General features: G+C 37.7%; 15 protein-coding genes and 1 tRNA gene. 13 read left to right on the forward strand and 3 right to left on the reverse strand.

Annotated features, from left to right (window positions below; all coding sequences use genetic code 11):
• The first annotated feature begins 43 nt into the window (after nucleotides 1-43).
• The 8 genes from dnaK to IGJ04_RS00200 all read left to right on the forward strand — a co-directional run bounded on the left by dnaK (nucleotide 44) and on the right by IGJ04_RS00200 (nucleotide 8,701).
• Nucleotides 44-1,873 (forward strand): molecular chaperone DnaK, encoded by a 1,830-nt coding sequence (gene dnaK / locus IGJ04_RS00165; protein WP_002357825.1) that lies wholly within the window; start codon nucleotides 44-46, stop codon nucleotides 1,871-1,873.
• A gap of 114 nt (nucleotides 1,874-1,987) precedes the next feature.
• Nucleotides 1,988-2,110, forward strand: a complete 123-nt coding sequence (locus tag IGJ04_RS00170; RefSeq protein ID WP_002357824.1) for a hypothetical protein — start codon at nucleotides 1,988-1,990, stop codon at nucleotides 2,108-2,110.
• Nucleotides 2,111-2,164: 54 nt separating this feature from the next.
• On the forward strand, nucleotides 2,165-3,334 hold the full coding sequence (gene dnaJ, locus IGJ04_RS00175) for a molecular chaperone DnaJ (protein ID WP_002357822.1): 1,170 nt from the start codon (nucleotides 2,165-2,167) through the stop codon (nucleotides 3,332-3,334).
• Between the two features lie 238 nt (nucleotides 3,335-3,572).
• Nucleotides 3,573-4,307 carry a metallophosphoesterase family protein gene (locus IGJ04_RS00180; protein WP_438839763.1) on the forward strand — a complete coding sequence of 245 codons (735 nt, stop codon included), beginning with the start codon at nucleotides 3,573-3,575 and terminating at the stop codon, nucleotides 4,305-4,307.
• Nucleotides 4,308-4,404: 97 nt separating this feature from the next.
• Entirely contained in the window at nucleotides 4,405-6,597 is a 2,193-nt protein-coding gene (locus IGJ04_RS00185) for a Tex family protein (RefSeq protein WP_438839764.1), read from the forward strand.
• A gap of 26 nt (nucleotides 6,598-6,623) precedes the next feature.
• Nucleotides 6,624-7,085, forward strand: a complete 462-nt coding sequence (locus IGJ04_RS00190; RefSeq protein ID WP_002365561.1) for a SprT family protein — start codon at nucleotides 6,624-6,626, stop codon at nucleotides 7,083-7,085.
• A 68-nt stretch (nucleotides 7,086-7,153) separates the two neighbouring features.
• Nucleotides 7,154-7,237: transfer RNA gene (locus IGJ04_RS00195), tRNA-Leu, on the forward strand.
• A gap of 246 nt (nucleotides 7,238-7,483) precedes the next feature.
• A complete protein-coding gene (locus IGJ04_RS00200; protein ID WP_002357817.1) occupies nucleotides 7,484-8,701 on the forward strand; it encodes a pyridoxal phosphate-dependent aminotransferase in 1,218 nt (405 codons plus the stop codon).
• A 65-nt stretch (nucleotides 8,702-8,766) separates the two neighbouring features.
• Here the strand turns inward: IGJ04_RS00200 and IGJ04_RS00205 are convergent, their stop codons facing one another.
• Nucleotides 8,767-8,943, reverse strand: a complete 177-nt coding sequence (locus IGJ04_RS00205; RefSeq protein ID WP_002357816.1) for a hypothetical protein — start codon at nucleotides 8,941-8,943, stop codon at nucleotides 8,767-8,769.
• A 177-nt stretch (nucleotides 8,944-9,120) separates the two neighbouring features.
• On the opposite strand from IGJ04_RS00205, the gene IGJ04_RS00210 reads away from it, so the two are divergent.
• The 3 genes from IGJ04_RS00210 to IGJ04_RS00220 all read left to right on the forward strand — a co-directional run bounded on the left by IGJ04_RS00210 (nucleotide 9,121) and on the right by IGJ04_RS00220 (nucleotide 12,458).
• Nucleotides 9,121-9,948, forward strand: a complete 828-nt coding sequence (locus IGJ04_RS00210) for a helix-turn-helix domain-containing protein (RefSeq protein WP_002381942.1) — start codon at nucleotides 9,121-9,123, stop codon at nucleotides 9,946-9,948.
• 100 nt (nucleotides 9,949-10,048) lie between these two features.
• Nucleotides 10,049-11,197 (forward strand): N-acetylglucosamine-6-phosphate deacetylase, encoded by a 1,149-nt coding sequence (gene nagA / locus IGJ04_RS00215; RefSeq protein WP_002357814.1) that lies wholly within the window; start codon nucleotides 10,049-10,051, stop codon nucleotides 11,195-11,197.
• A gap of 116 nt (nucleotides 11,198-11,313) precedes the next feature.
• A protein-coding gene (locus IGJ04_RS00220; protein WP_096397480.1) for an IS3 family transposase occupies nucleotides 11,314-12,458 on the forward strand; the annotation gives its coding sequence in 2 pieces (ribosomal slippage) (nucleotides 11,314-11,587 and nucleotides 11,587-12,458; 1,146 coding nt in all).
• A gap of 63 nt (nucleotides 12,459-12,521) precedes the next feature.
• Here IGJ04_RS00220 and IGJ04_RS00225 read toward each other — a convergent pair.
• Together IGJ04_RS00225 and IGJ04_RS00230 are read right to left on the reverse strand one after the other, a co-directional pair.
• Nucleotides 12,522-12,908: a hypothetical protein gene (locus IGJ04_RS00225; protein ID WP_002357813.1), complete on the reverse strand. Its 387-nt coding sequence runs from the start codon at nucleotides 12,906-12,908 to the stop codon at nucleotides 12,522-12,524.
• Between the two features lie 13 nt (nucleotides 12,909-12,921).
• Nucleotides 12,922-13,581, reverse strand: coding sequence for a DNA/RNA non-specific endonuclease (locus tag IGJ04_RS00230; protein WP_002357812.1), 660 nt, complete (start codon nucleotides 13,579-13,581; stop codon nucleotides 12,922-12,924).
• A 160-nt stretch (nucleotides 13,582-13,741) separates the two neighbouring features.
• On the opposite strand from IGJ04_RS00230, the gene IGJ04_RS00235 reads away from it, so the two are divergent.
• Nucleotides 13,742-14,443 (forward strand): ABC transporter ATP-binding protein, encoded by a 702-nt coding sequence (locus tag IGJ04_RS00235; RefSeq protein WP_002363831.1) that lies wholly within the window; start codon nucleotides 13,742-13,744, stop codon nucleotides 14,441-14,443.
• Nucleotides 14,444-14,452: 9 nt separating this feature from the next.
• Nucleotides 14,453-17,089: an FtsX-like permease family protein gene (locus IGJ04_RS00240; RefSeq protein ID WP_438839765.1), complete on the forward strand. Its 2,637-nt coding sequence runs from the start codon at nucleotides 14,453-14,455 to the stop codon at nucleotides 17,087-17,089.
• The last annotated feature ends 153 nt before the right edge of the window (nucleotides 17,090-17,242 follow it).

A 17,242-nucleotide genomic window follows, 5' to 3' on the forward strand; every position in this document is an offset into this window, starting at 1 on the left:
ATATATTATTATAGAAAACTAATACAGATTGGAGATATTCACTATGAGTAAAATTATTGGTATTGACTTAGGAACAACAAACTCAGCTGTCGCAGTACTAGAAGGCGGCGAAGCAAAAATTATTGCAAACCCAGAAGGTAACCGCACAACTCCTTCGGTCGTTTCATTCAAAAACGGTGAAATTCAAGTGGGCGAAGTAGCAAAACGTCAAGCTGTTACAAATCCTAACACGATTTCATCTATTAAACGTCACATGGGTGAAGCTGGCTACAAAGTTGATGTTGAAGGGAAATCATATACACCACAAGAAGTTTCTGCAATGATCTTACAATATTTAAAAGGTTTTGCTGAAGACTATTTAGGTGAAAAAGTTGAAAAAGCAGTTATTACAGTTCCTGCATATTTCAACGATGCGCAACGTCAAGCAACAAAAGATGCTGGTAAAATTGCTGGTTTAGAAGTAGAACGGATCGTTAACGAACCAACAGCAGCAGCTTTAGCTTATGGTTTAGATAAAACAGACAAAGATGAAAAAATTCTTGTCTTTGACCTTGGTGGTGGTACATTTGACGTGTCAATCCTTGAATTAGGCGATGGCGTTTTCGATGTATTATCAACAGCCGGTGATAACAACCTAGGTGGGGATGACTTTGATAATAAGATCATTGACTACATGGTTGCAGAATTTAAAAAAGAAAATGGAATTGACTTAGCTAACGATAAAATGGCGTTACAACGTTTGAAAGATGCTGCTGAAAAAGCGAAAAAAGACTTATCAGGTGTAACAAGCACACAAATCAGCTTGCCATTTATTACTGCTGGCGAAGCAGGACCATTGCACTTAGAAATGAACTTAACTCGTGCAAAATTTGATGAATTAACAAGTGATTTAGTTGAACGTACAAAAGTACCAGTACGTCAAGCCTTAAAAGATGCTGGATTAAATCCTTCTGAAATCGACGAAGTTATCCTAGTTGGTGGTTCAACACGTATTCCAGCTGTAGTTGAAGCTGTTCGCAAAGAAACAAACAAAGAACCAAACAAATCAGTTAACCCTGACGAAGTAGTAGCAATGGGTGCTGCAATCCAAGGTGGCGTAATCACTGGTGATGTTAAAGACGTTGTCTTATTAGACGTAACACCGTTGTCATTAGGTATTGAAACAATGGGTGGCGTATTTACAAAATTAATTGATCGTAACACTACGATTCCAACAAGTAAATCACAAGTCTTCTCAACTGCTGCTGACAATCAACCAGCTGTTGATATTCACGTTTTACAAGGTGAACGTCCAATGGCCGCTGATAATAAAACATTAGGTCGTTTCCAATTAACAGATATTCCTGCGGCTCCTCGTGGTGTGCCACAAATTGAAGTAAGCTTTGACATTGATAAAAACGGGATTGTAAATGTTCGTGCGAAAGACTTAGGCACTCAAAAAGAACAAACAATCACGATTAAATCTTCTTCAGGTTTATCTGATGATGAAATCGAACGTATGGTGAAAGATGCTGAAGCAAACGCTGAAGCAGATAAACAACGTAAAGAAGAAGTTGACTTACGTAACGATGCAGATGCTTTATTATTCACTGTTGATAAAACATTGAAAGAATTAGAAGGCAAAGTAGACGCTGAAGAAGTGAAAAAAGCAGAAGATGCGCGTGATGAATTAAAAGCAGCCATCGAAGCAAACGATATCGAACAAATGAAAGCAAAACGTGATTCATTGAATGAAATCGTCCAAAACTTAACAGTAAAACTTTACGAACAAGCTGCGCAACAACAAGCACAAGAAAATCCTGAAGCTGCCCAAGGTGGCGCTGATGATGTTGTTGATGCTGATTTTGAAGAAGTAAATGGTGATGACAAATAATCAATAACAATTGATTTTAGGGACTGGATCATTAGTACAATGACTAATGTCCCAGTCCCTTGTCTTTTGTGAGAAAATCAACCACAATCAAGTTAGCAAGAAACTATTTAGGTTTTGAAAGAACTGTGGTATGATTACAACGATGTTAAACAAGCTGAAAATACCTATTCACAGCTAGTAACACTGATTCAAGGTGTGACAGATAATCCAACCAGAGAGACCGAAAGCAATCGATGAATTTGGCTGGTTCTAAACACATTGTAAAGTTTGAAGAAAGTTGGAGGGAAGTCAATGGCGACGAAACGAGATTATTATGAAGTGCTAGGATTAGCAAAAGGTGCTTCAGATGATGAAATTAAAAAAGCATACCGCAAACTTTCCAAAAAGTACCATCCAGATATTAACAAAGAAGCCGATGCGGAAGAAAAATTTAAAGAAGTTTCTGAAGCGTATGAAGTATTAAGTGATCCACAGAAAAAAGCGGCCTATGACCAATATGGCCATGCAGGAACTGATCCTAATTACGGTGGCGGCGCTGGTGGCTTTGGCGGTTTCGGTGGCGGCGGATTTAGCAGTAGTGGTTTTGGTGGATTCGAAGATATTTTCGATTCATTCTTTGGCGGCGGCGGTGGCCGTTCTGTTGATCCAAATGCACCAAGACAAGGCGCCGATTTACAATATACAATTCAATTGAAATTTGAAGAAGCTATTTTCGGTGTCGAAAAAGAGATTAAGTACAATCGAGAAGATACTTGTGCAACCTGTGGCGGTAATGGCGCCAAACCAGGCACACACCCAGAAACTTGTCATAAATGTCATGGCTCTGGAACAATCAATGTTGAACGTCAAACGCCATTAGGTCGTATGATGAGTCGTCAAACTTGTGATGTGTGTCATGGTACAGGGAAAGAAATTAAAGAACCATGTCCAACTTGTCATGGCACAGGTCATGAGAAAAAAGCGCATACTGTCAAAGTAAATGTGCCTGCTGGAGTAGAAGACGGCCAACAAATGCGCTTAGCTAACCAAGGAGAAGCGGGTACCAATGGTGGACCATATGGTGATTTATATGTAGTCTTTCGTGTTGAAGATAGTGATATTTTCGATCGAGATGGCGCAGAAATCTACTATGATTTACCAGTAAGTTTCGTCCAAGCGGCTCTAGGGGACGAAGTAACTGTACCAACTGTTCATGGTGACGTGAAATTAAAAATTCCAGCTGGAACACAAACTGGCACAAACTTCCGCTTAAGAGGCAAAGGTGCGCCACGTTTACGTGGTGGGGGCAATGGTGATCAACACGTGAAAGTGAAATTAATAACACCAAAAAATCTTAATGAAGAACAAAAGGATGCCCTACGAGCTTTTGCAAAAGCTGGCGGACAAAATGTAACTGAACAACAAGAAGAAGGCTTCTTTGATAAAATGAAAGATGCGTTTGGCGGTAAGAAGAAAAAATAAAACAAACGAGTCAGAGACAAAAGCAGTTAGCTCCAAGTGTTCATCACTCTCGAAGGCTAAATTGCAACGAGTAATTGTAGGTGCTGCTTTTGTTCAACTGATTATTTTAAGATTTAGAGAGTGGGACATAAGTCGTTTTGACTTATGTCCTATTTTCTTTTTTTATTTCCAAACATTTTACGAGAATATTTTAAAATTTAGCGTATACTTAATATAAGCAAGTTAGGAGGGCTTATTTATGAAACCATATGTTTATGTAATCAGTGATATTCATGGACAAGCAGATTTGTTTGATGCCTTACTCACAGACTATGACCCAGTCGAGCATCAGCTAGTTTTAATTGGTGATTTAAACGACCGTGGTCCGGATTCTAAAGCCTGTTTTCTCAAAGGAAAAGAACTTGTCGAGCAACACGGCGCTGTTTATTTACGAGGCAATCATGAAGAATATTTTTTGCAGTTTCTTCAAAATCCAGAGGACTGGTTTGCAGGATATGTTCGCAATGGTGGCAAGGAAACAATTGAAAGTCTCTTGCATCCAGGAGCTACTGTAGAATACTCACCAACAGAAATGGCCTTAATGATCCGTAGTCGCTATCCAGAGTTAATTGATTTTTTAACAAAACGATCGCTTTATTTTGAATGGCAGCATTACTTATTTGTGCATGCTGGGGTTGATTTAACGATGGAAGATTGGCGGCAAACAGCACCTAAGGATTTTTTGTGGATTCGCGAACCCTTTCATCAAGGGAAAAATAATACAGGCAAGACCATTGTTTTTGGTCATACCATTACTCCGATGTTACATGGTGATATGCAGACCACGGACCTTTGGCAAAGTGATGGAAAAATTGGGATAGATGGTGGTGCTATTTTTGGCGGCTCTGTACATGGTGTGATTTTTAATGAAAAAGGCATTGTCCAAGATATCGAATATCAAAAAAGCACCCCTGCATGGCAACCAGAATTTTGATTCCTTAATCGTATGAATCAGTTACCTCACTTCTATATTTAGAAGCAAAAATATGCTAAAATAGATAAGTATGCATAAGAAAAGAGGTATCTAGTTAATGGCAGAAGCTTATAACGAAGAAGTAGTAGCGCTACTTCAAAAAGAATTGACAACGTATGGTTCAAAACAAATAACAACGGTTTTAACTTTATTAAATGAAGGAAATACAGTTCCTTTTATTGCCCGTTACCGGAAAGAAATGACTGGAAGTTTAGATGAAGTCCAAATCCGTGAAATAGAAGAACGTTATCATTATTTACAAAACTTGAAAAAGCGGAAAGAAGAAGTTCTCCGTTTAATTGAAGAGCAAGGAAAACTAACAAAAGAACTCAAAACAGATATTCAAAAAGCAGTAAAAATGCAACAAGTGGAAGATTTATATCGACCATATAAACAAAAACGTCGGACTAAAGCGACTATCGCGAAAGAAAAAGGGTTGGAACCATTAGCAGATTGGTTGCTCTCTTTACCTGAAAACGCGGATATCTTAGCCAAAGCGGCTACTTTTATTAATGAAGAAAAAGAAGTTGCAACCGCCGAGATAGCCTTGCAAGGTGCTCATGAAATTTTAGCAGAACGTATTAGCGATGAACCAAAATACCGAACATGGTTACGTGATTATATGGTTAAGCATGCGCAATATGTTAGCGTAGTTAAGGACGAAGAAAAAGACGAAAAGCGGACCTATGAAATGTATTACGATTTTGCAGAACCAGTTAGCAAAATGGTGCCGCACCGTGTCTTAGCAACGAATCGTGGTGAAAAAGAAGACATTTTAAAGGTTTCCCTTGTCGCTGATGAAACAAAAATTAATGAGTATTTCCAACGTCAACTAATCGGCAAACAAGCAACAAGTTTAGCTGCCCCATACATTGAGGCTGCTTATTTAGATAGCTATAAACGATTCATTGGACCAGCGATTGAACGGGAGATCCGCAATGAATTAACAGAAAAAGCTGATGAACAAGCGATTGCAATTTTCGGTGAAAATTTACGTAATTTATTATTACAGTCACCACTTAAAGGAAAAGTTGTTCTAGGATTTGACCCGGCTTATCGGACAGGCTGTAAATTAGCAGTTGTCGATGAAACTGGTAAAGTTTTAGCAATTCAAGTGATTTATCCACATAAACCAGCGACTGCTGCGAAACGTGAAGCCGCTGGTCCAGCCTTTAAAAAGATCATTGAAGACTATCAAGTGGACATGGTAGCTATTGGAAACGGAACGGCAAGTCGTGAATCTGAATTGTTTGTGGCAGAGCAATTAAAAGCGGTGAAACGGGACGTCTTTTACGTGATTGTTAATGAAGCAGGGGCTTCCGTTTACTCTGCGAGTGAAGTGGCTCGTAAAGAGTTTCCTGATTTACAAGTCGAAGAACGAAGTGCGGTCAGCATTGCACGTCGTTTACAAGATCCGTTGGCAGAATTAGTAAAAATTGATCCCAAAGCAGTCGGGGTCGGTCAATATCAGCATGACGTATCACAAAAACGTCTTGCCGAGCAATTGGATTTTGTTGTGGAAACTGCAGTAAACCAAGTTGGTGTTGATGTGAATACAGCGAGTGCTCAACTTTTACAACATATTTCTGGCTTAAATAAAACAACGGCGCAAAACTTAGTCACTTATCGTGATGAAAATGGTGTCTTTACAGCACGAAATCAAGTCAAAAAAGTACCTCGTTTAGGACCAAAAGCATTTGAACAAGCAATTGGCTTTTTACGAATTCCTAATGGCAAAAATGTGTTAGATAACACTGGCATTCACCCAGAAAGTTATCCAGTAGCACAAGCAATTTTAGAAAAAGCAGAGATTGCTTCTAAAGAATTAGGGACAGCAGAAGCTATCGAAAAATTGAAACAGTTACCAGTGAATCAATTAGCTACTGAGTTAGAAGTTGGTTCAGAAACACTCACAGATATTATTGCTAGTTTAATCCAACCAGGTCGTGATATGCGCGATGAGATGTCTGCACCACTTTTACGTAAAGACGTGTTGACAATGGAAGATTTGAAACCAGGAATGGAAATGCAAGGGACTGTTCGAAACGTAATTGACTTTGGCGCGTTTGTCGATATTGGTGTGAAGCAAGATGGCTTAGTCCACATTTCTAAGTTAAGTACTAAATTTGTTAAGCACCCAACGGATGTTGTTGCGGTGGGTGATGTAGTCACAGTTTGGGTAGAAGATGTTGACTTGAAAAAGGGGCGTATTAGTTTAACCATGTTGCCTCGGGCTGATAGAAAAGAGTAACAATGAAAGAGTCTCAACCAGTCTTGATGACAGATCAAGCGCTTCAAACGCTAGTGGAAAAAATTTCAATCGTATTTTTTCAGAAACCTTTTCTGCATCAAGCTACATTTAATCGGCGGTTAAAAACTACGGGCGGTCGCTATCATTTAGCTTCGCATCACCTGGATTTTAATCCAACTGTCTTTTTAAAGTATGGACAAGAGGAACTGGAAAAAGTCATTAAGCATGAGTTATGTCACTATCATTTACATTTAGCTGGCAAAGGCTATCAGCATAAAGATAAGGACTTTAAAGAGTTATTGGCTAAGACTGGCGGTGCCCGTTATGCACCGCCTCTAGTAGAACGGAAAAAAGCAGTTTTCCATCAGTACCAATGTCAGTCTTGTGGAGAAGTCATCCTCAGAAAACGACGAATTGATACGACACGATATGTCTGCGGAAAATGTCATGGGCGTTTGTCCTGGCAAGCGAAAAAAGAACAAATCTAACGATTCTGGTCTTTGTTATCTTGACAAAGACCAGTAATTATTTTAGGATAAATAAGTGCTCTTAAAATGCAGATGTGTTGGAATTGGCAGACAAGCATGATTGAGGGTCATGTGGACAGATGTCCGTGTGGGTTCGAGTCCCATCATCTGCATCAGCTAGTATAACAAGAGGTCGGGACAGAAGTGTTTAACTCCGAGAAATAAGAAGGAGTTGCTTCTGTTCCCGCCGTTTATCAGTTTTTGAGCGTGGAGCAAAAATCCAAAGTGATTTTTGTCCCACGCTCTTGTTTATTACGGAAAAACCATCAATTTTTTATTAAATTCTGATATTTATTATTGCTTTTTCATTATAGTTGGCGTAACTTTAGAGTATAAATTTGTGAAGCGAGGGAGTCCGTGTGAGAAATTTTAAAAAATCCGATAAATTAAATAACGTAAGTTACGATGTCCGTGGTCCTGTTTTAGAAGAAGCAGAACGCATGCAAGAAGAGGGCATACGTATTTTGAAATTAAATACAGGGAATCCAGCGCCATTTGGTTTTGATGCCCCAAATGAAATTGTGCGCGACATGATTGTGAATGTTCGCGATTCAGAAGGTTATTCCGATTCAAAAGGTATTTTTTCTGCAAGAAAAGCGATTGAACAATATTGCCAATTAAAAAAATTTCCTAATGTAACGATTAATGATATTTACACTGGTAATGGCGTGAGTGAACTAATTACCATGTGTATGCAAGGCTTGTTAAATAACGGCGATGAAGTACTTGTGCCAATGCCAGACTATCCTTTATGGACTGCTTCTGTTTCTTTGGCGGGCGGTACACCCGTTCATTATATTTGTGATGAGCAAGCAGAATGGTATCCAGACATTGATGATATAAAATCAAAAATAACTTCGAATACAAAAGCAATCGTTATTATAAATCCAAATAATCCGACTGGTGCTTTATATCCGAAAGAGTTATTACTAGAAATTGTCGAAGTGGCACGTCAAAATGATTTAATTATTTACTCTGATGAAATTTATGATCGCTTGGTCATGGACGGTTTGGTTCATGTACCGATTGCTACATTAGCACCTGATTTATTTGTCGTAACATTGAATGGTTTGTCAAAATCACATCGAGTGGCAGGCTTTCGATGCGGTTGGATGGTGTTAAGTGGAGATAAATCACGAGTAAAAGGGTATATCGAAGGGCTAAATATGCTTGCTTCCATGCGGTTATGCTCGAATGTGTTGTCACAACAAATCATTCAAACCGCATTAGGCGGCTATCAAAGTGTCGATGATTTACTTTTACCAGGTGGCAGAATTTACGAACAACGAGAATTTATTTACAATGCGATAAATGACATTCCTGGTTTATCAGCCGTGAAGCCTAAAGCAGCTTTCTATATTTTCCCGAAAATTGATACGGCCAAATTTGACATTTATGATGATGAAAAATTTGTTTTAGATTTCTTACACAAACATCATATTTTATTAGTCCATGGTGGTGGGTTCAACTGGCAACAACCCGATCACTTCCGTATTGTTTATTTACCGAAGATGGAAGACTTAAAAACTACGGCAGATAAAATGCGTGAATTTTTAAGTACCTACAAACAAAAATAAAAGAACTACCAAAAAATAGCCTCTAACGAAGCTATTTTTTGGTAGTTCTTGTTTTATCAACAATACTATTCTGCGGTTTCACATGCTTTTTTACTAATAATCATTCGGTTGGTATATTTTTCTTCCATATCAGGACTAGGATTTGCTACTACGATGAGATAAGAATTTTCATACTCCTTCTCCACAAAGCCTGAATAATTTGTTTTTTCCCAAATGAAGTGAACCTTTTTCTCTTCGGCCATACAATAACACTCCTTTTTAATAAAAATGAACCTATTTATTTTCTAAGAAAACCTTAGATAATGTTCTTGCAGTATATTATGCAATAAAGTACAATAAAAGCATAATGCGAATTCGCATATTTTGACAAAATCCCCATTTTGCAAGGAAAATGGCCGATATAAATAGGAGCTATTGTGATGAATTCTTTAGGTGCAGTTATTAAAGAAATTAGAAAAAATAGAAAATTGACACAGAAAATGTTATCAGAAGACATCTGTTCGCAAAGTGTTTTAAGTCGCATTGAAAACAATGAAGAGTTGCCAAACGTTCTCGTAATGCAACAACTTTGTGATCGTTTAGGTGTGACTGTTGACCAGATTATGCGTTATAAATCTGGTGATGTGCACGTTGTTACGTATTCATTTGAAAAAATGGCTGAATATTTTCGCCATAAAAAATATCAATTATTATTAAATTATTTAAAGGAAAATCGTATTGAAGAACAATTGTATTTAGATACGGACTGGCAAAAATATTATTATTATTTAGGTAGTTGTGAATTGTTTGTTCTAAATGATTACGAAAAAGCTATTGCTAGTTTGCGTAAAGGATTATCTTTCACCTATAAAGCCGATAAATTAAATGTTTCTGATTTAGAGATTCAATTAATTAGTTGTCTAGGTGCTACTTATGGTTACATGGGCAATCGAGTAGAGGCAGAACGATTTTTAAGTTTGAGTATTCATTATTTTAATCAATTGCCAAATGAACGCAGTAATGCAGAGTTAACGAAAATATTTTTTAATTATGCTGATTTCTTATTTAAAAATTATACAGAAAAAGATGCCGAAATTTATGTGGATCAAGGAATTACTTGGGCCCGCAAAAAAAATAGTTATTATTATTTAAGTGAATTATTAAATCTAAAATATTTAGTTTTAATGAGAAAGAATAAACATGAAGAAGCAGAACGTTATCTGAACTTAGCACAACAAATGAAAAATGTGGAAAGTGGCAATCTTTAAAAAATCCTCAGAATTGCTTAAAAGGTCTACACCATTTCTTGACTTTTGTACTGATTAAGAGTACTTTTGAAGTAAGTAAAATAAAGAAAGAAGGATGAAGATGAAAACATTTATCTTTGCAGACAAGTTCTTTTTAAAAAGCGATGTTAAAGGACCTGGTTATTTAGAAATCACGGATGGTATCTTTGGTAATTATACAAAAGATGAACCGCAAGGGGACGTAAAAATTATTCGTGAGGAAGGCAAATGGATTGCCCCAGGTTTAGTGGATACTCATATTCATGGTTACATGAATCATGACGTAATGGATAACGATGCAGAAGGCATTAAAGTGATGTCTGAAGGCTTATTATCTTGTGGTGTAACTTCATTTTTACCAACAACGTTAACTTCAAGTAAAGAACGTTTAACAGACGTTGCACGTACGATTGGTCAAGTCTACCAAGAAGTACCTGGTGCAAAAATTCAAGGGATTTACTTTGAAGGACCTTTCTTTACTGAAGAACATAAAGGCGCACAAAATCCAAGTTATTTTGGAGATCCAGACCTTGATACATTCCACGAATGGCAAGAAGCTTCAGGCGGAATTATTAAGAAAATTGCGTTGGCTCCAGAACGTAATGGTGTGAAAGAATTTGTTGAAACCGTTACAGATGAAGGTGTCGTTGTTGCTTTAGGCCATAGTAATGCGACCTTAGAAGAAGCTGATGTGGCAGTTGAAGCAGGCGCTAGCGTTTTTGTTCATGCATATAATGGGATGCGCGGCTTAAATCACCGTGAACCAGGGATGGTTGGTGCATTGTTAACGTTACAACACGTTTTCTCTGAATTAATTTGTGATGGACACCATGTACATCCGCAAGCGGCTGAAGTATTGATGGAAAAAGCGGGCCATGATCACGTTGCGTTAATTACAGACTGCATGATGGCTGGCGGTATGCCAGATGGCAACTACAATTTAGGTGAATTTCCTGTTGTGGTAGCAGAAGGAACGGCTCGTTTGGATACTGGGAACTTAGCAGGTAGTATTTTAAAACTAAAAGAAGCAATTAAAAATGTAGTTGATTGGGGTATTGCAACACCTGCACAAGCAATTATGATGGCTTCATTAGTTCCTGCGATTAGCTGTAAAATTGATGATCAATGTGGCATGATTGCAAATGGTCGCGATGCTGACTTTATCGTATTAGAACCAACCATGGAATTAGCAGCCACTTATTTAGATGGCGTAGAACGTTATCGAGCATAAGACACAAGAAAAAGCTTGCGGAAATTTTGAACTGACCCAATAAACTGAGACAAAATAAAAAAGCACCTCTTGTTGAATTCACGTTAAAATGAATTTAACTAGGAGGTGCTTTTTCAATGGGAAATCGAGTTTCTTATCCGATTCACATCAAAGAAATGGCTATACAGATGAAAAAAGAGAATATTCCTGTAAAAATAATTATGGCAGAATTAGGAATTAAAAACAAAACACAAATTGAAACATGGTGGCGTTGGTACCGTAATGGCGAGAATCATCGTCTGGTTCAACCCGTTGGAAAACAATATGCTTATGGAAAAGGTCCAGAAATTCTATCAAATGAACAACAGCTTAGAAATGAAAATAACTATTTAAAAATGCATATTGAGGTGCTAAAAAAGTACAAAGAATTGGAAAGGACGTGGAGCCAGAAATATTTGTAGAATTAGTTAAAAGAATGAAAGGAAAAATAACCATTACTGCATTGTGTCAACTTTTCGGCGTTTCGCGAGCTACTTATTATCGTTGGACTCATCGAAAAGACTTGGGAAAGTTAACACCTCTTGAAGAAGCTGTTCGTCGACTTTGCTTCCAACATAAGTTTCGATATGGCTATCGAAAGATTACTGCGTTGATTAATCAGGAATACAAAGTAAACAAAAACACCGTACAAAAGATTATGCAGAAATATCATTGGAATTGTCGCGTGAAAATGAAGAAACGCAGTAAAGTGGGACAACCTTACACGGTTGTCGAGAACAAGCTAAATAGACAATTTTCTTCAGACGCTCCTTTAAAGAAATTGGTAACAGATATTACTTATCTGCCTTTTGGTCAAAAGCAATTGTATTTGTCTTCAATTATGGATTTATACAATGGTGAAATTATTGCCTATACCATCGGTGATAAGCAAGATACGGCTTTTGTTCTGGATACACTTGATCAATTGCCCCAAACAACGGATTGTCTATTGCATAGTGATCAGGGCTCTGTTTATACTTCTTTTGACTACCAGAATCAAATAAAAACAAAAGGCATTACCATGAGTATGTCCCGCAAAGGGACACCTTCAGATAATGCCTGCATCGAATCGTTTCATGCCTCACTAAAGTCTGAAACGTTCTACTTAGATGGGCTCACAAATGAACCTACATCTATTGTAATAGAAATTGTAAAAAAATACATTACTTATTATAATGAAAGTCGAATTCAACAAAAACTAGACTACCAATCGCCGATAGATTATCGGAAATCAGCAGTCTAGGAAAATGCTTTTTTATTCCTGTCTCACAATCTTAGGTCAGTTCCATTTATCCGCAAGCTTTTTTTATAATTCTTTTGGTAAAATCGCAGAAGTGATTTCTTTGTTCTCGTAGGCAATAAAAAAATCGATTAATTGCTTGTCAAATTGCTCAATATCCTCTTTGTAAAGGGAGCTAGGAATCACAAAGGTTTGCTCTAGAGTGCCTGCTAGATAATCGCCATCTAAACTTTGGGCGACAACTAAAAATTCTTGTTCGCGCCAATGTTCCACATCTGTTTCAGAAATGGTTTCCGGAGAGGCTAAAAATTTACAATTTTCGACAAATTGTTCATCAATTTCTTCACTGAAAGTTAATTCAGCATCCTCTTCTTGAGGTTGAGAGAGGATTGCTTGCAAAAATGTTTGTGGTTTTGCATCGGGTAATGTTTCTTTTAGCTGTTCAAAATCCAATGAAAGTTCCTCCTTATTGTTTGTTTAAAATAGTTACTGAAAAATCAATGGGTGAATTTGTTTTAAGGCTTTTGGCTTCTAAGATGATTTTTTCAGCCAACAAATCGTTTCCGTTATATACAGGTGTCACGCGATAGCGAACGGTTTCGCCGCGATCAAGAGCTGCCCGAATCTGATTTTCATATTTCGTCATATAAGGAGTGTTGACAGGATTCTGATACAAGGTGGTTAAGTTACGTGGATCATCACCACTGCCTCCCATTTGACGGCCGATTAGGTGGCCACGCGAATGATTAGCTTTTCCTGAAATGAAACCAGCTGGTCGAATATCTTTATTAGCGGAAGTTCCTGTATTGACCATGGCGGGTTTTAATAGCGCATCAGCGCCTGTCGCTCGTTTTAGACGATCTAGTGAATGATAAGTAATCCAGCCGTTTGAGTTATCCTTTAATTCCTCTGCTGAAAATGTGGCTTTACCATTTTCAATTGGTCCTGGATTATCTCCTTTTGGTGCTGGTGTGCTTGAAGGGGTAGTTGTTTGTGGTTGAACATTAAATAAATCTTGTAAAGCATCAGGAACTTTAACGCCAACCGCGCCTAAAATTAAAATGATTAATGCGCCAATCAGCATGATGGTTGAATTAAATGGTGGTTTCTTCTTTCTGTTTGCCATAACGTGCTCCTCTAATTTTATACTTGCAATAGTCCAAATTTAAGTGGACCATCTTTTCTATTATACGTAAATTTGCTAAAAAATCAAAAAAGGCTTTTCTTTGAAAGACTTGTTTTCTCAGATATGTTACTATTTTAATGTAGAAGGGAAGGGATAGTGGATGGCCTATATTGAAGTCAAAAATGAATACAAGCGTTACCAAATGGGAGAGACAACTATTACTGCGAATGACGGCATTTCTTTTGAAGTGGAAAAAGGAGAAGTAGCGGTTATTTTAGGCCCCAGCGGTGCTGGAAAATCAACTGTTTTAAATATTCTTGGTGGAATGGACAGCTGTGATGAAGGGGAAATTATTATTGATGGCACAGATATCGCTCAGTTTTCAGAGAAACAATTAACCACTTATCGGCGCAATGATGTCGGGTTTGTTTTCCAATTTTACAATTTAGTCCCAAATTTAACAGCAAAAGAAAATGTCGAATTGGCTTCGCAAATCGTTGCGGATGCGTTGGATTCGACCAATGTTTTACAATCGGTGGGTTTAGGGGAACGTTTAGATAATTTTCCAGCGCAACTTTCTGGTGGTGAACAACAACGAGTAACCATCGCCCGTGCGATTGCTAAAAAGCCCAAGTTACTTTTATGTGATGAACCGACAGGAGCACTGGATTATGAAACAGGGAAACAAATTTTAACCATTTTGCAAAACACTGCTCGTGAAACAGGAACGACCGTCTTAATTATTACCCACAATTCAGCCATTGCAGAAATGGCCGATCGGGTAATTCGGATTAATGATGCAAAAGTTCGCGAAATGACTGTGAATGATCAGCCTAAATTGGTTGCTGAAATTGAATGGTAGGTGCCTAAAATGAAGAAAACAGCGCTAATTAAAACAAGCTTACGTGAAATTAGACAATCTACTACACGATTTTTATCGATTATGGGAATTATTTTCCTTGGTGTAATGGTCTTTGTTGGTTTGAAAGCTACTGGACCAGATATGATTAAAACCGCGAATAATTATTACCAGAAAGAGCAGCTTCCAGATGCGCGAATAATTTCTACAATGGGACTGGAAAAGAAAGATTTAACAACACTACAGTCTTTAAAAGATGTCGAAACAGTTGTGCCGCGGTATACAATAGATGCCACGATTGGGCCGCAAAATAATGCAGTAAAATTGTTTGGTTATCGAAAAAATCAAGCAGGATCGCTTAACTATCAAGTAGTTGACGGTCGGTTACCTAAACAAACAAATGAAATTGCATTAGATACATTAGCGAAAACTAGATATGACTATAAAATGGGTGATAAAATCACTTTAAACGATGCAGCGATTAAAGAAAAAGGACTGACGCAAACCCATTTTACTGTTGTCGGATTTATCAATTCACCAGAATATATTGATAATACATCCAGGGGAACCACAACGGTCGGTTCTGGAACGTTAAACTTTTTTGGCGTGGTCTCGGAAAAAGCCTTTGACAGTCAACGGTATCCAGAATTGCTAATCTCATTTCGTTCATTAAAACATCAAAATACGTATTCCTCTGATTATGAAAAGAAAAGAGAGCAGGCCTTAAATCAGGTAAAAGAGGCACTGAAAAATCGGCCAGAAGAACAGGTTGCGGCTCTGCGTGATTCGGCTCAGCCGGACATTAACCAAGGTCGGCAAGCGCTGGAAACGGGAAAACAAGCACTTGCGCAGTTGGAGCAACAACCAGGAATTCCATCTGAGATGCTTGAAAAGCAAAAAGACGAATTGGCTAAACAAGAACAACTGTTGGCTGAAAAAGAAACAGAGCTAGCCAATTTGAAAGCCCCAACGTATTATTATTTTACTAGGGAAGACAATCCAGGATTTTCTGAATATCAAGATAACGCTGATCGAATTTCTTCTTTAGCCACGCTGTTCCCGTTGTTCTTTTTCCTAATTGCGGCATTAGTCAGCTTAACTACCATGACACGTATGGTGGAAGAAAAAAGAATAGAAATTGGTAGTTTGAAAGCTTTAGGTTATCGTAATCGTGAAATTGCTTCGATTTTTATTACCTATGCAACGGTTGCCAGCCTAACAGGTGCATTATTAGGATTGGCAGTTGGCTATTATCTATTCCCTAAAATAATTTTTGATGCCTACGGTCAAATGTACAATATTCCTGATTTAGTTACACCGTGGTACTTAAATTACAGTTTATGGGGCATCATTGTAGCCTTAGCTTGTACTGTGGGAGCGGCCTTAGTGACATTAAGAATCGATTTATTAAGTACCCCAGCTACCTTGCTAAGACCCAAAGCGCCGAAAGCAGGCCAACGGATTTTATTAGAACGAATCCGCCCTTTATGGCAACGCATGAGCTTTATTCAAAAAGTGACCGCTAGAAATCTGTTCCGCTATAAACGACGGATGCTGATGACCGTTATCGGAATAGCTGGTTGTATGGGGCTGTTAATTGTTGGTTTTGGTTTACGCGATTCAATTGTGGATGTCGCTACAATTCAATTTAATAAAATCTGGCATTACCAAGCAGTCGTGACTTTTAAAGAGCAAACAACATCTGAAGAGACAAAAGAGTATCAAGAAACGTTGCGCAAACTGGATGGTTTGAATAAAACAATTCCGTTATATTCAGAAATCTTTAAAACGAAGGGCAAAGGCGCACCAACTCAAAATATTACTCTTTATGTGCCACAAGATCCTTCGAAAATGGCTGATTTTCAGTTATTTAATGATCGAGTCACTGGAGAAAAATATTCCCTCAACGATGACGGTGTAATCATTAATGAAAAATTAGCTAAATTATTTGGCTATAAAGTCGGAGATCAATTAAATTTAGAAAATAGTGATAATCAAACCTATCACGTGAAAATTGCCGCGATTGCAGAGAACTACACGGGTCATTTTGTCTATATGACGCCGAAACTCTACCAGACGATGACGAAACAGAAGCCGGAGTATAATACAGAATTCCTACTTTTTGACAAAAAGTTATCCTCAAAACAAGAAACCTCAATCGGAGAGGCGTTGACAAAACAGCCGAAAGTGTTGAACATTACGTTTTTAACTGCGATGAAAGGTTCGTTTGATGATATGCTGAAAAGCCTTGATATTGTCATTTGGGTACTAATTGCTGTTTCTGGTTCTTTAGCGTTAATTGTGTTATATAATTTAACCAACATTAATGTTTCTGAACGGATTCGAGAACTTTCCACGATTAAGGTTTTAGGGTTTTACGATCGTGAAGTCACCACCTATGTTTACCGTGAAAACATTATTTTAACGTTCATTGGTATTATTGTTGGCTGCTTCTTTGGGAAAATTTTGCATCAGTATATTTTAGCAACCGTTGAAGTTGATTTAATTATGTTTTCGCCAATTATTCATTGGCCAAGTTATCTGTATTCCGCAGTCATCACCATGTGTTTCACGTTGTTTGTGATGGTCATTATGCATCGGAAATTGAAGAAAATCAATATGATTGAAGCGTTAAAATCAAATGAATAGCACATTTTAAAAAACGAGGAGTCCGTAGAAGTTCGATAATTCTAGGGCTGCTCGTTTATTGTTGCTTCTTTTATTAAGAAAAAATAGGTCTTAAGATGTATCTTTTGAGATTTATTTGGAAATTACTACTCTTTTTATTTAAAAATTGGTACA

This window comes from Enterococcus sp. AZ050, assembly GCF_051715085.1.
GTDB classification, from domain to species: Bacteria; Bacillota; Bacilli; order Lactobacillales; family Enterococcaceae; genus Enterococcus; species Enterococcus faecalis.

Bases quoted from the DNA above. Each gene is read 5' to 3' on its own strand.
- dnaK (WP_002357825.1), top strand. From the start codon at position 44: ATGAGTAAAATTATTGGTATTGACTTAGGAACAACAAACTCAGCTGTC.
- dnaJ (WP_002357822.1), top strand. From the start codon at position 2,165: ATGGCGACGAAACGAGATTATTATGAAGTGCTAGGATTAGCAAAAGGT.
- IGJ04_RS00180 (WP_438839763.1), top strand. From the start codon at position 3,573: ATGAAACCATATGTTTATGTAATCAGTGATATTCATGGACAAGCAGAT.
- IGJ04_RS00185 (WP_438839764.1), top strand. From the start codon at position 4,405: ATGGCAGAAGCTTATAACGAAGAAGTAGTAGCGCTACTTCAAAAAGAA.
- IGJ04_RS00190 (WP_002365561.1), top strand. From the start codon at position 6,624: ATGACAGATCAAGCGCTTCAAACGCTAGTGGAAAAAATTTCAATCGTA.
- IGJ04_RS00205 (WP_002357816.1), bottom strand. From the start codon at position 8,943: ATGGCCGAAGAGAAAAAGGTTCACTTCATTTGGGAAAAAACAAATTAT.
- IGJ04_RS00210 (WP_002381942.1), top strand. From the start codon at position 9,121: ATGAATTCTTTAGGTGCAGTTATTAAAGAAATTAGAAAAAATAGAAAA.
- nagA (WP_002357814.1), top strand. From the start codon at position 10,049: ATGAAAACATTTATCTTTGCAGACAAGTTCTTTTTAAAAAGCGATGTT.
- IGJ04_RS00230 (WP_002357812.1), bottom strand. From the start codon at position 13,581: ATGGCAAACAGAAAGAAGAAACCACCATTTAATTCAACCATCATGCTG.
- IGJ04_RS00235 (WP_002363831.1), top strand. From the start codon at position 13,742: ATGGCCTATATTGAAGTCAAAAATGAATACAAGCGTTACCAAATGGGA.
- IGJ04_RS00240 (WP_438839765.1), top strand. From the start codon at position 14,453: ATGAAGAAAACAGCGCTAATTAAAACAAGCTTACGTGAAATTAGACAA.